At 62.8% G+C, this 17,517-nt stretch carries 17 protein-coding genes and 4 tRNA genes; 8 read left to right on the top strand and 13 right to left on the bottom strand.

What is annotated here, in order from left to right; all coding sequences use genetic code 11:
- Position 1: 1 nt before the first annotated feature.
- On the bottom strand, positions 2 to 1,306 hold the full coding sequence (locus AWB79_RS08005) for an MFS transporter (RefSeq protein WP_061167024.1): 1,305 nt from the start codon (positions 1,304 to 1,306) through the stop codon (positions 2 to 4).
- A 317-nt stretch (positions 1,307 to 1,623) separates the two neighbouring features.
- Positions 1,624 to 2,106 (bottom strand): energy transducer TonB family protein, encoded by a 483-nt coding sequence (locus tag AWB79_RS08000; RefSeq protein ID WP_082862294.1) that lies wholly within the window; start codon positions 2,104 to 2,106, stop codon positions 1,624 to 1,626.
- Between the two features lie 140 nt (positions 2,107 to 2,246).
- Between AWB79_RS08000 and AWB79_RS40020 the strand changes: the two genes are divergently transcribed.
- On the top strand, positions 2,247 to 2,405 hold the full coding sequence (locus AWB79_RS40020; protein ID WP_198398988.1) for a hypothetical protein: 159 nt from the start codon (positions 2,247 to 2,249) through the stop codon (positions 2,403 to 2,405).
- 291 nt (positions 2,406 to 2,696) lie between these two features.
- Here the strand turns inward: AWB79_RS40020 and AWB79_RS07995 are convergent, their stop codons facing one another.
- The 6 genes from AWB79_RS07995 to rph all read right to left on the bottom strand — a co-directional run bounded on the left by AWB79_RS07995 (position 2,697) and on the right by rph (position 7,395).
- The gene (locus AWB79_RS07995) at positions 2,697 to 3,014 is read right to left on the bottom strand and encodes a hypothetical protein (protein WP_061166840.1); all 318 of its coding nucleotides are present in this window, start codon (positions 3,012 to 3,014) and stop codon (positions 2,697 to 2,699) included.
- Positions 3,015 to 3,451: 437 nt separating this feature from the next.
- Positions 3,452 to 3,541 (bottom strand) — tRNA-Ser (locus AWB79_RS07990).
- A 45-nt stretch (positions 3,542 to 3,586) separates the two neighbouring features.
- Complete coding sequence (locus AWB79_RS07985) at positions 3,587 to 4,795, bottom strand: MFS transporter (RefSeq protein ID WP_232470850.1); 1,209 nt, start codon at positions 4,793 to 4,795, stop codon at positions 3,587 to 3,589.
- A gap of 11 nt (positions 4,796 to 4,806) precedes the next feature.
- Complete coding sequence (hemW, locus tag AWB79_RS07980) at positions 4,807 to 6,030, bottom strand: radical SAM family heme chaperone HemW (RefSeq protein ID WP_061166838.1); 1,224 nt, start codon at positions 6,028 to 6,030, stop codon at positions 4,807 to 4,809.
- Positions 6,027 to 6,644 carry an RdgB/HAM1 family non-canonical purine NTP pyrophosphatase gene (gene rdgB, locus AWB79_RS07975; RefSeq protein ID WP_061166837.1) on the bottom strand — a complete coding sequence of 206 codons (618 nt, stop codon included), beginning with the start codon at positions 6,642 to 6,644 and terminating at the stop codon, positions 6,027 to 6,029. The genes hemW and rdgB overlap by 4 nt, the downstream gene beginning before the upstream one ends.
- Complete coding sequence (gene rph / locus AWB79_RS07970) at positions 6,637 to 7,395, bottom strand: ribonuclease PH (protein ID WP_061166836.1); 759 nt, start codon at positions 7,393 to 7,395, stop codon at positions 6,637 to 6,639. Before rph ends, rdgB begins: the two co-directional genes overlap by 8 nt.
- Before the next feature lie 243 nt (positions 7,396 to 7,638).
- Here rph and AWB79_RS07965 point away from each other — a divergent pair, with 243 nt between their 5' ends.
- From AWB79_RS07965 to AWB79_RS07945, 5 genes are all read left to right on the top strand, one after another.
- A complete protein-coding gene (locus tag AWB79_RS07965; protein WP_061167022.1) occupies positions 7,639 to 8,589 on the top strand; it encodes a YicC/YloC family endoribonuclease in 951 nt (316 codons plus the stop codon).
- Positions 8,590 to 8,598: 9 nt separating this feature from the next.
- Complete coding sequence (gene gmk, locus AWB79_RS07960; RefSeq protein WP_061166835.1) at positions 8,599 to 9,270, top strand: guanylate kinase; 672 nt, start codon at positions 8,599 to 8,601, stop codon at positions 9,268 to 9,270.
- Between the two features lie 70 nt (positions 9,271 to 9,340).
- Positions 9,341 to 9,544, top strand: a complete 204-nt coding sequence (gene rpoZ, locus AWB79_RS07955; protein WP_050456014.1) for a DNA-directed RNA polymerase subunit omega — start codon at positions 9,341 to 9,343, stop codon at positions 9,542 to 9,544.
- Positions 9,545 to 9,616: 72 nt separating this feature from the next.
- Positions 9,617 to 12,013 carry a RelA/SpoT family protein gene (locus tag AWB79_RS07950; protein ID WP_061166834.1) on the top strand — a complete coding sequence of 799 codons (2,397 nt, stop codon included), beginning with the start codon at positions 9,617 to 9,619 and terminating at the stop codon, positions 12,011 to 12,013.
- A gap of 59 nt (positions 12,014 to 12,072) precedes the next feature.
- Positions 12,073 to 12,564: a phage protein NinX family protein gene (locus AWB79_RS07945; protein ID WP_061166833.1), complete on the top strand. Its 492-nt coding sequence runs from the start codon at positions 12,073 to 12,075 to the stop codon at positions 12,562 to 12,564.
- A 56-nt stretch (positions 12,565 to 12,620) separates the two neighbouring features.
- Here the strand turns inward: AWB79_RS07945 and AWB79_RS07940 are convergent.
- The 3 genes from AWB79_RS07940 to AWB79_RS07930 form a co-directional block, all read right to left on the bottom strand.
- Positions 12,621 to 12,697, bottom strand: a tRNA-Arg gene (locus AWB79_RS07940).
- 87 nt (positions 12,698 to 12,784) lie between these two features.
- Positions 12,785 to 12,861 (bottom strand) — tRNA-Arg (locus AWB79_RS07935).
- Between the two features lie 87 nt (positions 12,862 to 12,948).
- Positions 12,949 to 13,025 (bottom strand) — tRNA-Arg (locus tag AWB79_RS07930).
- A gap of 171 nt (positions 13,026 to 13,196) precedes the next feature.
- On the opposite strand from AWB79_RS07930, the gene greB reads away from it, so the two are divergent.
- Positions 13,197 to 13,748 carry a transcription elongation factor GreB gene (gene greB, locus AWB79_RS07925; RefSeq protein ID WP_061166832.1) on the top strand — a complete coding sequence of 184 codons (552 nt, stop codon included), beginning with the start codon at positions 13,197 to 13,199 and terminating at the stop codon, positions 13,746 to 13,748.
- An 81-nt stretch (positions 13,749 to 13,829) separates the two neighbouring features.
- Here greB and AWB79_RS07920 read toward each other — a convergent pair whose 3' ends face one another.
- Together AWB79_RS07920 and AWB79_RS07915 are read right to left on the bottom strand one after the other, a co-directional pair.
- Positions 13,830 to 14,978: a porin gene (locus tag AWB79_RS07920; RefSeq protein ID WP_061166831.1), complete on the bottom strand. Its 1,149-nt coding sequence runs from the start codon at positions 14,976 to 14,978 to the stop codon at positions 13,830 to 13,832.
- 523 nt (positions 14,979 to 15,501) lie between these two features.
- Positions 15,502 to 15,744 (bottom strand): hypothetical protein, encoded by a 243-nt coding sequence (locus AWB79_RS07915; RefSeq protein WP_061167021.1) that lies wholly within the window; start codon positions 15,742 to 15,744, stop codon positions 15,502 to 15,504.
- 626 nt (positions 15,745 to 16,370) lie between these two features.
- Here AWB79_RS07915 and AWB79_RS07910 point away from each other — a divergent pair.
- Positions 16,371 to 17,513: an exonuclease domain-containing protein gene (locus AWB79_RS07910; RefSeq protein WP_061166830.1), complete on the top strand. Its 1,143-nt coding sequence runs from the start codon at positions 16,371 to 16,373 to the stop codon at positions 17,511 to 17,513.
- Positions 17,514 to 17,517: the final 4 nt, after the last annotated feature.

Below are 17,517 nucleotides of genomic sequence, written 5' to 3'. Positions count from 1 at the left end.
CCTACTTCAGCGTGATATTGCGCGTTTCGCGCATGCATAGCACGGCGACGAGGCTCACGGCCGCCGCCGCCGACACATAGCCGCCCACCCACGTCAGCCCGCCGCGATTGGCGAGCAACTGCGCGATGTACGGCGCCACGGACGCACCCAGAATCCCGCCGAGGTTATACGCGACGCCCGCGCCGGTGTAACGCACGTTGGTCGGAAAGAGTTCCGGCAGGAGCGCGCCCATCGGCGCGAAGGTGACGCCCATCAGGAACAGCTCGATCGTCAGGAACAGCGCGACTTGCACGGTGTTGCCGCTGCCGAGCAGCGGCGCCATCGTGAAGCCCGAGAGGATCGCCAGCAGACAGCCGACGATCAGCACGGGCTTGCGGCCGAAGCGGTCGCTCGCGATTGCCGAGATCGGCGTGGCGATCGCCATGAACAGCACCGCGAAGCACAGCAGGCCGAGGAAAGTCTCACGCGCGAAATGCAGCTTGGCGACGCCGTAGGACAGCGAGAACACCGTCGAGATGTAGAAGAGCGTGTAGCAGACGACCATCGCGAACGCGCCGAGCAGCGTCGGTGCGAGATGTCGGCCGAGCAGTTCCGCGACCGGCACCTTGACGCGCTCCTCACGCTCCACAGCCGCGCGAAACGCCGGCGTTTCCGCGATTTTCAGGCGCACATACAGGCCCAGCGCGACCAGCACGGCGCTCACGATGAACGGCACGCGCCAGCCCCAGCTGCGGAATTGCTCGTCCGAGAGCGACAGCGCCAGGCCGAAGAACAGCCCGTTCGACGCGAGAAAGCCGATCGACGGCCCGAGTTGCGGAAACATCCCGAACAGGCCGCGTTTGCCTTGCGGCGCGTATTCGGTCGCGAGTAGCGCCGCGCCGCCCCATTCGCCGCCGAGGCCGATGCCCTGGCCGAAGCGCAGCACGCACAGCAGGATCGGCGCGAGGCTGCCGATGGAATCGTAGCCGGGCACGAAGCCGATCAGCGTCGTCGAGAGGCCCATGACGAGCAGCGAGGCGACGAGCGTCGATTTGCGGCCGATGCGGTCGCCGAAATGACCGAACAGGAACGAGCCGATGGGCCGCGCGAAGAACGCGATGCCGAACGTGACGAACGCGGAGAGCGCCTGCGCGGCGGGCGAATCGTGCGGAAAGAACACCGGTCCAATGACGAGCGCCGCGGCGGTCGCGTACACGTAGAAGTCATAGAACTCGATCGCGGTGCCGATGAAACTCGCGAAAATCACGCGAGAAGCGCTTTGGGATCCGTCGTCGGGCTTTGCGGCGGAAAGCGAGGGTGAGGACATGTTGTCTCCGTTGTCGTGTTGCTTGGTGTTGGCTTGATGCGAAGCATTGTCGCGCGCGCGGCCGGGCAAGGGGCGAGTGGATGACGAACGAGGTCGGCGATCGGCGGCGCGCGCAAGCTTTCTGTATGAATGGCGACACGGAGGCGGGAAGCCAAGGTCGAGGCGACGCGCGCGAGTGGCGCGCGCGGTCGCGGCGCAGGCGATGCTGCGCCAGGCGCTTCGCGCGACGCGCGGATGAGCGCGCGGCGAAGGCCGCGCCGGAAACGGGTCCGGCAGGGGTGTCGAAAATTATAACGAGCGTGCGCAGCGCCCGCCAATCAATCGATGGTCGTCGCCTGCGGCGAGTGCGACGTTTGCAACTGGAACTGGCCGTTGTCGTTGAACATCCAGCCTTCGAAGAGCTCGAGCTGGCCGTGGCCGTTCAGAAGCCGCGCGGGCGGCGCGGGTAGCGGCGACGCGCGGCGCAGCGAGGCGAGCGCGGTGGCTTCGGCTTCGTCGTCGCCATTCGTGCGATACACGGACGAATCCACGAGCCGCCCGCCGCTGTCGACCGTGAACGAAACGAGAACGAAGGAGCGCAGCATCGCTTGCGGCGTGCCCCTCAGTACGAGCGACGGATTGCGTTCGAAGATGCGTTGCGCAATGCGGTGCTTGTACTCGTCGAGCGTCTGGCCGGAGACGGCGGGCGCGGCGGCGGTGCGCGCCGCTACGACGCCCGGAGGCGGGGTGATCGTGCAGGCGCTCATCGCGATGATGGTGATGATCGCGAAGACGGTGAGGCCGGTACGTAAGGCGGACATCGCGGGAATTGACGCAGGTGATCTACTTAAATGGTAGTCGCTGCAGCGGAGTTCGGTGCGAAAAAAGCGTGCGCTGGCGCGCTTTCGGGCGCGAGATTTGCTCAACATGCTTTCATTCGAAAGCCCTAGAGGAGGGAGCCATGAGCAGCGATACGAACGTCCCGGAAAGCGGCAAGCCCGCGGAGCACAGCGACAACGAGAAGAGCAAGTTGCCGGAGCGCGATGACGAAGGCCGCAAGCAAGGGCCGAACGACCGCCCGGGCAAGCAGTCGGGCGAGGGCGAGGCGCCGGTCGGCTGATTCCGGCGCAACCCAAGCGACGAGGACCGCGCGGTGCTAAGGTAGAAGAGGGATGTCCCAGACTTTTCGGGAGAATGCAATGTCACGCAAGAACCATCCTGCCCCGTCCGGGGCCCCGGCCCGGCAGCAGCAGCCAACATCGGCGGCGCCTTCGAAGAACGAGCCGAAGCGCGCCACGACCAAAACCGATGCCGCCAAGGCGGAGCCGGTTCCGCACGTGCGCCCGCCCGTCCGATCCGACGATAATTGAGCGAAGGGCGGCGCTTGTTTCGCGCCGTCCCGTGTCACTTGTCAGTCGATATAAGGTTTGACCAGTTCGGCGCAGTGTAGGGGCGCCGTGGAGCGAGTCGCGCCGGTTTCCGCCGCGCGCGTTTCCACGCAACGGTACACGCTGTTGTTCTTCTGCAGCACATAGGTGTCCTCGGGCAGGCCGGTGCTGCGTGCAGCGACACTCGTCACGGTGACGATCCCATAACCGTTCTGAATGAGATCGAAAAGCGTGGTTTCAGTGGCGCGCCATTGGGCGCTAGCCTGGGGCTGGGCGTATGCAGGGAAAGTCGTGGCCGCGACGCAGGCGAAGAGAAGGGGAATGATGCGGCCTGGCTTCATAGGCGATGCTCCGCGTTGTTATCAATGAGGGCGGTTAGATGATGTTTTTGCCGTCTTGTTCACGGCGATTTTGCTGGAAGCCTGCGGTGCGGGCGGACGGCGGATAAAAAAAGGCCTCGCACGTAGCGAGGCCACAATCCAACCTTACCCATTGAAGCCCTCCTTCGACCGGGAACGGGGGAGAAACCCGCGAAGGAGGCAGCACGACGATACCGGGGTTGCAATGCGGTGCCTATACGTATCGTCTGAATGTGCGGTTCATATGATCGGTAGTCCTGCCGAGGCGTGCCGTTAGGGCATGCAATAGTGGGACCGACGAATCAAAGAATCGCAATCGCCAACTGGACCGTCTGCCCAAGCAAACGCGCACTTGAGCAAATCGGCCCGCCAAAAACGAAAAACCTCGTAAGTCACTGAACTTACGAGGTTTTTGATTCTGGCGGAGGCGGTGAGATTCGAACTCACGGAAGGATCGCTCCTTCGCCGGTTTTCAAGACCGGTGCCTTAAACCACTCGGCCACACCTCCAGCAAGGCGCGTATTGTAGCGCAAGTCATCGGCGGAAAGGGGCGCTCAGCCTTCCAGCGATTTCGTCGCCCGCAGCGCGGGAAATATCCGCATCCACAGCAGCGCGACGGCGATCGTCCCGACGCCGCCGATCAGCACCGCTGGCACCGCGCCGAACAGCCCCGCCGTCATGCCCGATTCGAACTCGCCGAGCTGATTCGACGTGCCGATGAACAGCGAGTTGATCGCGCCGACGCGTCCGCGCATCTCGTCGGGAGTCTGCAATTGCACGAGCGACGAGCGCACGACCACGCTGATCACGTCCGAAGCGCCGAGCACGGCGAGCGCCGCCAGCGAAAACACGATATCGCGCGACAGACCGAACAGGATCGTCGCAATGCCGAACGCGATTACGCCGCCGAACAAGGCCGTGCCCGCCCGCTGGCGCAACGGAAAATGCGCCAGGTAAATGGAACCGGCGAGCGCGCCCACGGCGGGCGCCGCGCGCAGCACGCCGAGCCCCCACGGGCCGGTATGCAGGATGTCGCGCGCATAGACCGGCAGGAGCGCCGTTGCGCCGCCGAGCAGCACCGCGAACAGATCGAGCGACAGCGCGCCCAGAATCACCGGCTTGCCTCTGATGAAGCCGATGCCCGAGAACAGCGCTTCGAACGACAAGGGCGCGCGCATGCGCACGGGCGCGTCGATGCGGATCGCGGCAATCGAGCACGCCGCCGCCAGAAAAGCGATCGTCACCGCGCCGTACACCGTGAGCGCGCCCAGACCGTACAGCAGGCCGCCCATCGCCGGGCCCAGGATCATCGCGGTCTGATTGGCGGAAGTCGACCACGCGGTCGCCTGCTGCAACTGGGAACGCGCGACGAGATTCGGCAGGAGCGCCGCCATCGACGGCGATTCGAACGCGCGGGCCGCGCCCGTGATCATCGCGATCGCGTAGATCGGTGCGACGCTGTCCCAGCCGTGCCATGCGCCCAGACACAGGGCGAGCGCGCCGAGGCCCTCGATCGCCTGACACACGTACGCGATCGTGCGCCGGTCGTAACGGTCGGCCACGTGCCCGACGACGAGCGTCAGCACGAACATCGGCAGGAATTGTGCGAGTCCGACGAAACCGAGCGCGTAGGCGCTATGCGTGATCGAATAGATCTGCCATCCGATCGCAACCGACATCATCTGAAAAGCCACCGACGACATCACCCGCGCGGTCCAGAACAGCGCGAACGGGCGATGCCGCATCACCGGGCCCGGCGCCATCGTGGGTGCGCTCAATTTTTCGGGTCCTTCAAGAACAGTTCCTGCAGGTCGTTGAGAAAGCGCTGGCCGAGCTCGGTGGGCGCGATGCGTTCGATGCTGCGCGTGATCAAGCCGCGCTTCTCCGCCTGAACGAGCGCCGGTTCGATCGCGGACAGCGCGAGCCCCGTGCGCTCGACGAAAGCGTGCACCGGAAAGCCTTCGACCAGACGCAGCGTGTTCAGCATGAACTCGAAGGGTAGATCGCGCGGACCGACTTCACGCTCTTCCTGAATCGGCGTTTCGGTGGGCGAGAGCGCGTGATCCATGTACGAGGCGGGATGCTTGAAGCGCGCCTGACGCAGAATCTTCGATGGAAACGACAGCTTCGTATGCGCGCCCGCGCCGATGCCGAGGTAATCGCCGAAGCGCCAGTAATTCAGGTTATGCCGGCTCTGTCGATGCGGCTTCGCATACGCCGACACTTCATAGCGCTCGTAGCCGGCCTCGCGCGTGCGCTCGTGAATCCAGTCCTGCATGTCGGCGGACGCGTCGTCGTCGGGTAGCACGGGCGGATACTTCGCGAAGACCGTGTTCGGCTCCATCGTCAGGTGATACAGCGACAAATGCGGAGGCGCGAAGGCAAGCGCCGTCTCGATGTCATGCCGGCACTCGTCGAGCGATTGCTGCGGCAGCGCGAACATCAGGTCGAGATTGAAATTGTCGAAGTGTTTGGCTGCGATTTCGACGGCACGGCGCGCCTGCGTCGCGTCGTGAATACGGCCGAGCGCCTTCAGATGCGCCTCGTTGAAACTCTGAATGCCGATCGACAAACGGTTCACGCCGCTCGCGCGAAACGATGCGAACTTCGCGGCTTCGAAGGTGCCGGGATTGGCTTCGAGCGTGATCTCGGCATCGGCGTCGATGGGGAGCAGCGCGCGCGCATCCGATAGCAAACGGTCGAGACCCTTCGCCGACAGCAGCGAAGGCGTGCCGCCGCCGATGAAAATCGTATGCACCTGCCGTCCCCACACGAGCGGCAGCGCGCTTTCGAGATCGGCGCGTAACGCATCGAGATAGCGTTCTTCGGGGAACGTGTCGTCCTTCCACTCGTGCGAGTTGAAGTCGCAGTACGGGCACTTGCGCACGCACCACGGAAAATGCACGTACAGCGAGAGCGGCGGCAGCGACGTCAGCCTGATGCTGCCCGGCGACGTGAATGCCTGCACCACGTTGATGGTCTTCGGTCCGGCGCTCACGCAAGTTCCTTCAGTCGTTGCAGCAGTTCGCGTAGCGCGAGCGCGCGATGGCTCAACGCGTTCTTGCGCGCGGGATTGAGCTCGGCGGCGCTCGCGTTGAGCGCGGGCAGGAAGAAGTATGGGTCGTAGCCGAAGCCGTTCGCGCCGCGCGGCGCGTCGAGCACTTCGCCGTGCCAGCGTCCTTCGGCGATGAGCGGTTCCGGATCGTCGGCATGACGCACGAGCACCAGCACGCAGAAGTAATACGCGCGGCGATCGGCTTTGTCGGCGAGATCCGCGACGAGGCGCGCATTGTTCGCGGCATCGCTCTTCTCGCCGCCATCGAGCGATGCGTAACGCGCCGAATACACGCCCGGCGCGCCGTTCAACGCGCGCACGCACAGGCCGGAGTCGTCCGCCAGCGCGGGCAGGCCGGTCAACGAAGAGGCATGCCGCGCCTTCGCCAACGCATTTTCGACGAACGTCACGTGCGGCTCGGGCGCCTCGGGCACGCCGAGCTCGCCCTGCGCGATCAGTTCGATGCCCGCCGCATCCAGCAGCGACGCGAATTCGCGCAGCTTGCCCGCGTTGTTCGACGCGAGCACGACGCGGCCAAGACCGTTGACATCAGACACCTTGAATCCCCAGTGCTTCCTTCTGCTTCAGGATCAGCGCCTTGATGCCGCTGTCGGCGAGCGCGATCAGTTCGTTCATCTCGTCGCGCGAAAACGGCGCGCCTTCCGCCGTGCCCTGCACCTCGACGAAGCCGCCGGCGCCCGTCATCACGACGTTCATGTCGGTGTCGCATTGCGAGTCTTCGTCGTAGTCGAGATCGAGCACGGGCGCGCCTTCGAAGACACCGACCGAGATCGCCGCGACGAAGTCCTTCACCGGCGACTGCGCAATCTTGCCCGCCGCAAGCAGCTTGCCCACCGCATCGTGCGCCGCGACGAACGCGCCCGTGATGCTCGCCGTGCGCGTGCCGCCATCGGCCTGAATCACGTCGCAGTCGATGTGCAGCGTGCGTGCGCCGAGCGCGTTCAGATCGAACACGGAACGCAGCGCGCGACCGATCAGGCGCTGAATCTCCTGCGTGCGCCCCGTCTGCTTGCCGCGCGCGGCTTCGCGGTCGCTGCGCGTGTGCGTGGCGCGCGGCAGCATGCCGTATTCCGCGGTGAGCCAGCCCTGTTCACGGCCGCGCAGAAATTCGGGCACGCGCTCGGCGATGCTCGCCGTGCAGATCACCTTGGTATCGCCGAATTCGACGAGCACCGAACCTTCCGCGTGCTTCGTGTAATGCCGCGTGATGCGCACGTCGCGCAACTGGTTCGCGCGGCGGCCGCTCGGGCGCGGGGGAGAAGGCTTGAGCAAGGGGGAATCGGTCATGGATGTCGTGATTGGGAAGTGGAACTGCGAATCACGGGATTTTATCGTCATTCACTTTCAGGCGTTGCGCGCGCGTCACGCCATTGCACTCGTCATTCGGACGGCCACGACGCCAAAAATGGGATAATGCGGATTCCTCGCCCGGCAGCCAACGCGTGCCATTCCCAGCGCACCTTCGAAAAGCGCCGGGCGTTTCGTATCGAAACGGCCTTCGCAACGAAGGCTCACATCGCGAGACGTACCATGATCTACAGCATGACAGGCTATGCCAGCGCGACGCGCGAAGTCGTCGCGGATGGCGTGGGACCCAATGGCGGCACGGCTTCGAGCATCGGCGTATCGGTGGAATTGCGCACGGTGAACTCGCGCTTTCTCGACCTGAATTTCCGCATGCCCGAAGACGTGCGTGCCACCGAGCCGCAACTGCGCGAAATGCTGATGACCAGGCTCTCGCGCGGCAAGGTCGATATCCGCATCAACCTGAATCGGGTCGAGCAGACGGCCAACGCGGGCGCGCTCAATCGCGACGCGCTCTCCCAGCTCGCCACGCTCGAGCGCGCCGTGCTCGATATCTTCCCCGACGCCGAACGCATGCGTACCGGCGAAATCCTGCGCTGGCCCGGCGTGCTGGCCGAAAGCGCGGTGTCGCAGGAAGCGTTGCGCGAAGCCGTGCTCGCGTGCGGCAAGCAGGCGATTGCCGATCTCATCGAAGTGCGCGCGCGTGAAGGCGCGGCGCTCGGCGGCGTGCTCATCAACAACGTGACGGAGATGGAAGCCATCGTCGCGCGCATCACGCCGCTCGTGCCGGAACTGATCGCCCGGCATCAGCAGAAGATCGTCGAGCGTCTGCAGGACGCGCTCGGCATCGCCACGACGGACGGCGGCGCGACGGTCACGACCAGCGTGCCGCGCGAAGAAATTGCCGAGCGCATTCGCCAGGAAGTGACGATGTACGGCATTCGCATCGACATCGCCGAGGAATTGCAACGTCTCACCGCGCATCTGAATGAAACGCGCCACGTGCTGCAGAAGGGCGGCAAGGTCGGCAAGCGCCTCGACTTCATGATGCAGGAACTCAACCGCGAAGCGAACACGCTCGGCTCGAAGGCCGCGGCGAAGGAACTCGCCGATGCATCGATGACGCTCAAGCTGCTCATCGAGCAGATGCGCGAGCAAGTACAGAATCTGGAGTAACGCAACATCATGCCGAACACACACCGCTCGCACAGCCAGTACACGGGTATCTATCCCGGCAACCTGTTCATGGTGGTCGCGCCCTCGGGCGCGGGCAAGTCCACGCTCGTGAACGCGCTGCTGGCCGAGGACAAGGACATCCTGCTGTCGGTGTCGTACACGACGCGCGAAGCGCGGTCGAAGGAAACCAACGGCGTGCAGTATCACTTCGTGTCCGTCGATGAATTCATGGAACGGCGCGAGAAGGGCGAGTTTCTCGAAAGCGCCGAAGTGCACGGCAACTACTACGCGACCTCGAAGCTGTGGATCGCGGACCAGATGAAGCAGGGCCACGACGTGCTGCTCGAAATCGACTGGCAGGGCGCGCAGCAGGTGAAGAAGCAGTTCCGCAATGCGGTGGAAATTTTCATCCTGCCGCCGTCGCTCGATGCGCTCGAAGATCGCCTCAAGAAACGCGGCCAGGATTCCGAAAAAGTGATCGTGCGTCGCCTGCTCGCGGCCGGTAGCGAAATGGCGCATGCGTCGGAAGCCGAGTATGTCGTCATCAACGAGAACTTCGATCGGGCGCTCACCGAACTGCGCTGTCTCGTAGCTGCGACGCGTCTGCGCTTCACGTCGCAATACGCACGCAATACGCAGTTGTTCGTCGACCTCGGCATCCACTCCACGCCGCAGGCGTGACGCACTGGAGTGGCCGGGTCGTATCGGTCACATAAGGTAGAATAAAGTCCATATCGAGAAGGAAACAAACATGGCCCGCATCACCGTTGAAGACTGCCTGAAACAAATCCCCAATCGCTTCGAGCTCGCGCTCGCCGCGACGTATCGCGCACGTCAGCTCGCGCAAGGCCACACGCCGAAGATCGAGAGCCGCGACAAGCCGACCGTCGTTGCGCTGCGCGAGATCGCCTCGGGCCAGGTCGGCATTGAAATGCTGAAGAAGGTGCCCGTCTAAGGGCGGCGGCTAAAGCGGTTTCAATTTCTGCAACCGACGACCCCAGCGCGTCACATCACCACGGAGGCGAAGATGAGCCAGACACCGTTGCCCGTCTCCACCGCCGTGGATCCCGACATCGAAATCGACGCCGATTCGGTGCTCGACGCCGACAAGCCGCATGCGGCGCGCAAGTACATCGACGCGGTCCTCGAACAGTCGTTCCGCCATCTGTTCGGCCCGACCGCCACGCCGGAGCAGCCGCGCAGGCATGACGTCGTTTCCATCGCGAAGCTGACGAACACGCTCGCGAGCTACATCACTCCGGAAGAGATCAAGGAAGTCAAGGCGGCCTTCCATTTCAGCGACGAAGCGCATCTGGGGCAGTATCGCCAGAGCGGGGAGCCGTACATCACGCATCCGGTCGCCGTCGCGGAAATCTGCGCGGGCTGGAAGCTGGACGCGCAATCGATCATGGCGGCCTTGCTGCATGACGTGATCGAGGATCAGGGCGTCACCAAGACCGAGATCGCGGAGCGCTTCGGCGCGAAGGTCGCGGAACTGGTCGATGGCTTGTCCAAGCTGGACAAGATGGAATTCCGCAATCGCGAGGAAGCGCAGGCGGAAAACTTCCGCAAGATGCTGCTCGCGATGGCGCGCGACGTGCGCGTCATTCTCGTCAAGCTCGCCGACCGGCTGCACAACATGCGCACGCTGGGCGCGGTGCCGCCGGAAAAGCGCCGGCGCGTCGCACGCGAGACGCTGGATATTTATGCGCCGATCGCCCATCGGCTCGGTCTGAACAATACGTATCGCGAGCTGCAGGACCTTTCCTTCGCGAACTTCAATCCGAACCGCTACGCCACGCTCGAAAAAGCGGTGAAGGCGGCGCGCGGCAACCGGCGCGAAGTGGTCGGCAAGATTCTCGAAGCGGTGCAGCGCACCATCGCCGATGCGAAGATCAACGCGGAAGTCACCGGCCGCGAAAAGACGATCTACAGCATCTACAAGAAGATGCGCGACAAGCAGTTGTCGTTCTCGCAGGTGCTCGACGTTTATGGTTTCCGCGTGGTCGTGGAGAGCGCGCTCGAATGCTATACGTGCATCGGCGCGCTACATGCGCTCTACAAGCCCGTGCCGGGCAAATTCAAGGACTACATCGCCATTCCGAAGGTGAACGGCTATCAGTCCCTGCATACGACGCTGGTCGGCCCGTTCGGCGCGCCGATCGAGTTCCAGATCCGCACGCGCAAGATGCACGAGATAGCGGAAGCGGGCGTCGCCGCGCACTGGCTGTACAAGAACGGTGGCGCGGATCTCAACGACGTGCAGAAGCGCGCGCATCAGTGGCTCAAGTCGCTGCTCGACATTCAGAGCGAAGCGGGCGATTCGAGCGAATTCCTCGAACACGTCAAGATCGACCTGTTCCCGGACGCGGTCTATGTGTTCACGCCGAAGTCGAAGATCATGCCGCTGCCGCGCGGCGCGACCGCGCTCGACTTCGCGTATTCCATTCACAGCGACCTGGGCAACCAGTGCGTCGCGGTGAAGATCAACAACGAGCTCCTGCCGCTGCGCACGGAGCTCAAGAGCGGCGATATCGTCGAGGTGATCACCGCGCCGTATTCGAAGCCGAATCCCGCGTGGCTCGGCTTCGTGCGCACCGGTAAGGCGCGCTCGGCCATCCGTCATTACCTGAAGACGATGCGCCTGAACGAGTCCGTCCAGCTGGGCGAGCGGCTCGTCGATCAGAGTCTCAAGGGCTACGGCCTTGCGCTGTCCGACGTCACGCCGGAAGTGTGGGAAAAGCTCGTGCTGTGGACCGGCAACAAGACGCGCCAGGAAATCTTCGCCGACATCGGTCTCGGCCGGCGCGTGGCGGCGGTCATGGCCAAGCGCATCGAGGTGCTGATGAACGGCATCGTCGATGACGACGAGCATCCGCATCGCGAGCATCACAACACCAATACCGCGCCGCCGGTGGTCATCACGGGCACGGAGGGCATGTCGGTCCAGTTGTCGCCTTGCTGCCGCCCGATTCCCGGCGACAACATCATGGGCTACATCGGCATCGGGCTCGGCATGGCGATTCATACGACCGAATGCCGCGTCGCGCAGCGCATTCATCGCCGCGATCCGGGCCGCTGGATCGACGTCGCGTGGGCGCCGCAGCCGGGCCGTCTGTTCGATGTCGCCGTGAAGGTGCTGGTCAAGAACACGAAGGGCGTCTTCGCGCGCGTCGCGGCGGATATTACGTCGGCGGATGCGAACATCGTGCATATCGCGATGGACGAAGACGTGTCGCAGGAAGCCAAGCTGCTGCGCTTCGTGATTCAGGTCAGCGACCGCGTGCATCTGGCCAATGTCATGCGCCGTGTACGCACCAATCCGGACGTGATGCGCATCGCGCGCGAGCGTCCAAGCGACGAACCGCATCACCGCAACCAGGACGGCGGCATGCGCATCGACCGCGAGCGCGCCGACTACTGACGCCCTGCGGGTACGCAGCGTGCACGCCTGTCGTCGTCCGACAACAGGAGAGCGCTGCAATGAACACTTCCGATCTCGAAGGCCCCACGCTCGACTATTGGGTCGCGCGCGGGCTGCACGACTTCATCCGCGAGATTCATTTCACCGACAGCGGAGAGACGCTCTCCATTCGCGGCAACGACCGGGGCAAGCCCTGGGACGGGCGTTTCCTGCCGTCGACGTCGTGGGAGGCTGCGTCGGTCGTACTGGAGCGCGCCTGCCGGCTGGAAATGCACGATCACGGCCGTGGCGAAGTGGTGTGCACCGTGAGCTTTGGCAGGGAGGGCAAGCCGGTGGAAGGGCGTGGCGAATCGCTGAGGATCGCGCTCTTGCGCGCATTCGTGCGCCATGCGTTCGGCCATACCGTCGAAGACGAATTCCTGCGTCGCCCGCAATCGCTGCTCGGTGCGCGCGCCGAGGCGATCGGGGAATCGAGCGCGGTGGCCTCGGTCGAGGATGTGCCATCGCCGAACATGCATATCGGCGATATCGGCTCGACGCCGCGCGTGTGAGCCCTTTCGTCGGCGCAAAGAAAAAGGGCCTTCCGTGTGGAAGGCCCTTCAAAAAATGGCGCGGCTGGCAGGATTCGAACCCACGACCCCTTGGTTCGTAGCCAAGTACTCTATCCAACTGAGCTACAGCCGCACGCAAAACGGTACAACACTGTGTTACTTCATTGCGCTAGTGGTTAAGCACTCGATGACCTCGTTAGCGCGAGAGCATCAGAATAAGTGGCGCGGCTGGCAGGATTCGAACCCACGACCCCTTGGTTCGTAGCCAAGTACTCTATCCAACTGAGCTACAGCCGCACGCAAAACGGTACAACACTGTGTTACTTCATTGCGCTAGTGGTTAAGCACTCGATGACCTCGTTAGCGCGAGAGCATCAGAATAAGTGGCGCGGCTGGCAGGATTCGAACCCACGACCCCTTGGTTCGTAGCCAAGTACTCTATCCAACTGAGCTACAGCCGCACGCAGAAGCGGAATTATAGCCAAGCTATTTTCAAAAAGGAAGGGTTTTTAGGCAAAATCTCGATTTTCGTCTGACGTTCCATCGAAAGGGCGGCCACGAACCCGAGGCGCGACGTGGTAAGTTGATGTTTTCAAAGCACCAATCCTGGCAATTCGGAAGCGATTCGCATCATGAACAAGGCATTTGTCAAAGAGTCGGACGACAGCGACGACGACATCGATCTCGGCCATCCGGACGTTCCGGCGGGCACCAAGAACTACATCACGCCTCAAGGCCACCAGCGCCTGCGTGACGAGCTTCTGCAGCTTCTGGATACCGAGCGCCCGGAGGTCGTCAGGCTGGTCTCCTGGGCGGCCTCCAACGGCGATCGTTCGGAAAACGGTGACTACATCTACGGCAAGCGACGTCTGCGCGAAATCGACCGGCGTATCCGCTTTCTGGGCAAGCGCCTGGATCTGGCGGAAGTGGTGGACAGCAGCAAGCAGGAGAACGTCGATCAGGTGTTCTTCGGCGCGACCGTGGACTACGCCGGCGACGACGGCGACGTGAAGACCGTGACGATCGTGGGCGTCGACGAGGTTGATCTGGACCGCGGCTACGTGAGCTGGATTTCGCCGGTGGCGCGGGCGCTGCTGAAGGCCAAGATCGGCGATACGGTCGCCTTGCACACGCCCGCGGGCGTGCAGCAGATCGATATTCTGGATGTGCGATATCCCCACTGAACTTCCGCGCCGCGCGAAGCACGGACGAAAAAAAGCCGCTCCGAGGAGCGGCTTTTTGCACAACAGAACTGCGTGTGAAGCTTAGAAGCGGTGACGCACGCCAACCGTTGCCGAAACCTGGTTCGTCGACGACGAGATGCCCACGCCGTTGATCGTCGCGCCGATCGGCAGGTCGCCCGCGTCCGCCACGTGCTGGTACTCGCCCTGCAGGTACACGTCGGTGCGCTTCGACAGCGCGTATGCCGTTTGCAGGTTGAACTGGTGGAACTTCGGCTTTTCGCCTGCGATGTGGCTATCCGTGAACGTGTAGTTACCCGCGATCGACAATGCCGGCGTCAGGTTGTAGCGGCCGTTCACTTCGTAGTTCGTGAAGCGGACGCTGCCGCCGCCGAGCGCGATGTTGCCCAGGCCTTGCGAGCCGACGTTCGTCAGAGCCGTCGCGTTGTCGAGCATTGTCTGCGTGAAGACGAAGCCGACCGTCGCCGGGCCGAACGCGTAGTTCAGGCCACCACCGAAGATGCGCTGACGGCCTGCCGCGAACGGCGTCTGATCCGTCGTGAGGGCGCCGGCAGCCTGGCCGCCGTTGTTCGCCTGGAAGTACGCACCGGCGACGTTCAACGGGCCGTAGTTATACGACACGCCTGCGCTGTATGCGCGGTTGTTCGAGAAACCGCCAGCCTGGTTCGAGAAGCCGTACATCGCGCCGACCTTGAAGCCAGCGTAGTTCGCGCTCGTGTACTTGACCGAGTTGTCGACGCGGAACGTGTTGTCGAGGTTGTCGTTGTCGAACGGGTGGGCGAACTGCGTGCCGCCGTATTGCGTGCCCGTCAGAGCCAGAGGCCCGAGGAAGTCGACGACGGAGTCATATTGACGGCCGAGGGTCACTGCGCCGAACTGGTTGCTCGACAGACCGACGAACGCCTGGCGGCCGAACTCGCGACCACCTTGGCCGTTCTGGCCGTTCATGATGTTGAAGCCGTTCTCCAACGTGAAGATCGCCTTCAGGCCGCCACCGAGGTCTTCCGAACCACGCAGGCCCCAACGGCTGCCGTTCGCGGAGCCGCTCGTCGCCTTCCAGTTGCTGTGACCGTCGCCGCCGAAGGTGCTGACGTTGTTGTTCGTGTACGTCAGGCCGGCATCGATCAGGCCGTACAGCGTGACGCTGCTTTGCGCATGGGCGGCGGTAGCAAAAACGCCCGACAGGGCGGCGACCACGAGAGTCTTTTTCATCTTTGTAACTCCGAGAGCAGATAGGGCCTTGGACCCAGGCTTTGTGGAAACCTCGCTCCGGCGCGCTGCGAGAGGCGCTCGGCGGAGGAGCCATGCATCCGCGGTGGGACACATATGTTTCCGGACCAGACGAAGTGTAAAGACGGCGTTACAGAGGAGGGCGTTCCAATTTCCGCAATAAACCATTGTTGCAGCGGCAATGATCTTGGTGATGGGTATTTTTCTTTAAATACAGGGGTTTATCGGCGAATAAAGTCGTAAGCGCAGAAGTGTCAACCATACGACGTTGCGCATGTGCGACATGAATCGGTACGCAAAATCAATGGGACAAGGCCCGAAAATGAATTGTTGAGATATTTGAAACAGAAGTTTGCTGAATCTGCAGGTAATTTGTGCGAGCCATCTCGCTATACTGTCATTTCTGCTTTCCGAAGCAGACTTTTTCGTTGACGGAAAAAGATCTCCAAACTTTGTCAGCGCGACTTCCCGGTCGCGCTTTTTTTTTGCCTGCGTTTTCCGTGGGTCAGTTTGGCGCGTCGGCCTGTGCTGGCGCGGGTTCGACGGCGACGAGGTCGACGTCGAGCGGTGTCGTCCAGTCTTCCATGACGTAGTGACGCGCGTCCATGGGCGATGACAACAGGTTTTGCCAATGATCGCCATGCCATGCCGGATCGAATTCGCTCCGTGAAGCGATTTCATCCGGCTGTTCCATCGATGGCGTTAGCAGCGAATTCAACCACTGCGCGACTCGATTGAGTTGCATCATGATCGTGGCCTCCACTTACATTTAAGTTACTCTTTAATTTCCATTATTCTTAATTTCGGAGAATCGGGCAAGACGAGTAAACACTTGCAGGCCGAATAGTGTTGTTACTGTGGCTGGTCGAATTAAAGAAACGAATTCAACTCAATGCGGATTATTTGAATGGCGGGCGCGGGAATTCGCGTCGATATTAATTTTCGAAAATATTGATTTTTGGGAGATCAAATAAAACTACTGCCGCGAAGCGAGGTTTCGGTCGATGCCAGCGGCGCCAAGATCTGGCGTGGCGGGCGGCGCGCCGGCCCGCCTATTCGCGCCGTGCTGCCCTGTCGGTACCTGCGCTCTGCATCTCGTGCGCCGACAAAAAATATTTGCTAATCAGGGAATGCGATTACGGGTTATCCGCCATTGCTATCGTATCGATCTTAATGATCGCCAAAATGCTCCGCGAAATGGCCCTCGACGTGACCGCCGACTATGAGTTGATTTGAAATCCCAACCCCAAAGCTGCGATAAACAGGCAAGCCCGCCAGCGAAAGCCGGCCACCGCGCCCTGCGTTAGAATGGGCAATCCCGTCGCCATCGCGTGTTCTCAATCCGGCCATCGCGCCGACTCTCCGCCGTCCACGATGCATTTCGAACCGTTCTCAAACCTGGCCTACCCATCGGAGCCCGTCGTATTCGTTGATCTAGAAACGACCGGCGGGACGTTCGGCGTGGATCGCATCACCGAAATCGGGATCGTGGAGGCCGGGCCGCAAGGCGTTTCGCAGTGGACGTCGCTGGTCAACCCGCAAAAGCCGATTCCGGCATTCATCCAGCAACTGACCGGCATCGACGACACGATGGTTCGCGACGCGCCCACCTTCGAGGAACTCGCCTCGGCTCTGCTCGAACGGATGAATGGCCGTCTGTTCATTGCGCACAACGCGCACTTCGATCACGGCTTCCTGAAGGGTGAGTTCAAGCGAATCGGGCTGCGCTTCGCGCCGGACGTGCTGTGCACGGTGCAGTTGTCTCGCGCGGTCTATCCGGGCGAAAGCCGTCACGGCCTCGATGCGCTCGTCGAACGTCATGCGCTCGTGCCCTCGGCGCGGCACCGCGCACTCGCCGATGCAGATCTGCTCTGGCAGTTTTGGCAGCACCTGCATCGCGCGCACGCGCCGGACGTATTGCGCGGACATCTCGAACGGGTGACGCGCCGCTTCCAGCTCGCGGCGCACATCGACGAGGACACGATCGAGCAGATTCCCGCAGGCTGCGGCGTCTACATGTTTTATGGCGACGACGACGCGCCGCTCTATGCGGGCCGCAGCGTGAAACTGCGTCAGCGAGTGCGCTCGCATCTCGTCGGGCCTCGGCGTTCGGCGAAAGATCTGCGCCTTGCAGCGCTCGTGCGCCGCGTCGAGTGGAAGGCGACCGGAGGTGAAATCGGCGCGTTGCTGGCGGAGACGCAATGGATCGCGCAGGCGCGGCCCGTGCACAATCGCGCGCCGAAATCGCGGACCGGCGATGTTCGTGGCGCGCCTTGGCCTTACGCTGGCCCGATCGCGATCGAAGAGCGCGATGCCGCCTCGGCGCTGCGCGTGTGGCATGTGATCGACGACTGGCAGTATCTCGGCACCGCCGATACGCTCGCGCAGGCGGGCGCGCTGGTCTCGAACCGCACGTCGCGCGCGTTCGAGCTGTCGACCTACCGGGTTCTGAGCGAGCGCCTGGCGCGTGGTCTGGCCGTAACGCCGCTCACCGCCGAAATGCTCGCGGCCGTCTAAAAGC

Source organism: Caballeronia hypogeia (genome assembly GCF_001544875.2).
Classification (GTDB): Bacteria; Pseudomonadota; Gammaproteobacteria; order Burkholderiales; family Burkholderiaceae; genus Caballeronia; species Caballeronia hypogeia.
This window is presented reverse-complemented; position numbering and strand designations above follow the sequence as displayed.

What these genes read in the sequence shown, in the direction of transcription:
- AWB79_RS08005 (WP_061167024.1), bottom strand. Translation starts at nt 1,306, where the DNA reads ATGTCCTCACCCTCGCTTTCCGCCGCAAAGCCCGACGACGGATCCCAA.
- AWB79_RS08000 (WP_082862294.1), bottom strand. Translation starts at nt 2,106, where the DNA reads ATGTCCGCCTTACGTACCGGCCTCACCGTCTTCGCGATCATCACCATC.
- AWB79_RS40020 (WP_198398988.1), top strand. Translation starts at nt 2,247, where the DNA reads ATGAGCAGCGATACGAACGTCCCGGAAAGCGGCAAGCCCGCGGAGCAC.
- AWB79_RS07995 (WP_061166840.1), bottom strand. Translation starts at nt 3,014, where the DNA reads ATGAAGCCAGGCCGCATCATTCCCCTTCTCTTCGCCTGCGTCGCGGCC.
- AWB79_RS07985 (WP_232470850.1), bottom strand. Translation starts at nt 4,795, where the DNA reads ATGGCGCCGGGCCCGGTGATGCGGCATCGCCCGTTCGCGCTGTTCTGG.
- rph (WP_061166836.1), bottom strand. Translation starts at nt 7,395, where the DNA reads ATGACCGATTCCCCCTTGCTCAAGCCTTCTCCCCCGCGCCCGAGCGGC.
- AWB79_RS07965 (WP_061167022.1), top strand. Translation starts at nt 7,639, where the DNA reads ATGATCTACAGCATGACAGGCTATGCCAGCGCGACGCGCGAAGTCGTC.
- gmk (WP_061166835.1), top strand. Translation starts at nt 8,599, where the DNA reads ATGCCGAACACACACCGCTCGCACAGCCAGTACACGGGTATCTATCCC.
- rpoZ (WP_050456014.1), top strand. Translation starts at nt 9,341, where the DNA reads ATGGCCCGCATCACCGTTGAAGACTGCCTGAAACAAATCCCCAATCGC.
- AWB79_RS07950 (WP_061166834.1), top strand. Translation starts at nt 9,617, where the DNA reads ATGAGCCAGACACCGTTGCCCGTCTCCACCGCCGTGGATCCCGACATC.
- AWB79_RS07945 (WP_061166833.1), top strand. Translation starts at nt 12,073, where the DNA reads ATGAACACTTCCGATCTCGAAGGCCCCACGCTCGACTATTGGGTCGCG.
- greB (WP_061166832.1), top strand. Translation starts at nt 13,197, where the DNA reads ATGAACAAGGCATTTGTCAAAGAGTCGGACGACAGCGACGACGACATC.
- AWB79_RS07920 (WP_061166831.1), bottom strand. Translation starts at nt 14,978, where the DNA reads ATGAAAAAGACTCTCGTGGTCGCCGCCCTGTCGGGCGTTTTTGCTACC.
- AWB79_RS07915 (WP_061167021.1), bottom strand. Translation starts at nt 15,744, where the DNA reads ATGATGCAACTCAATCGAGTCGCGCAGTGGTTGAATTCGCTGCTAACG.
- AWB79_RS07910 (WP_061166830.1), top strand. Translation starts at nt 16,371, where the DNA reads ATGCATTTCGAACCGTTCTCAAACCTGGCCTACCCATCGGAGCCCGTC.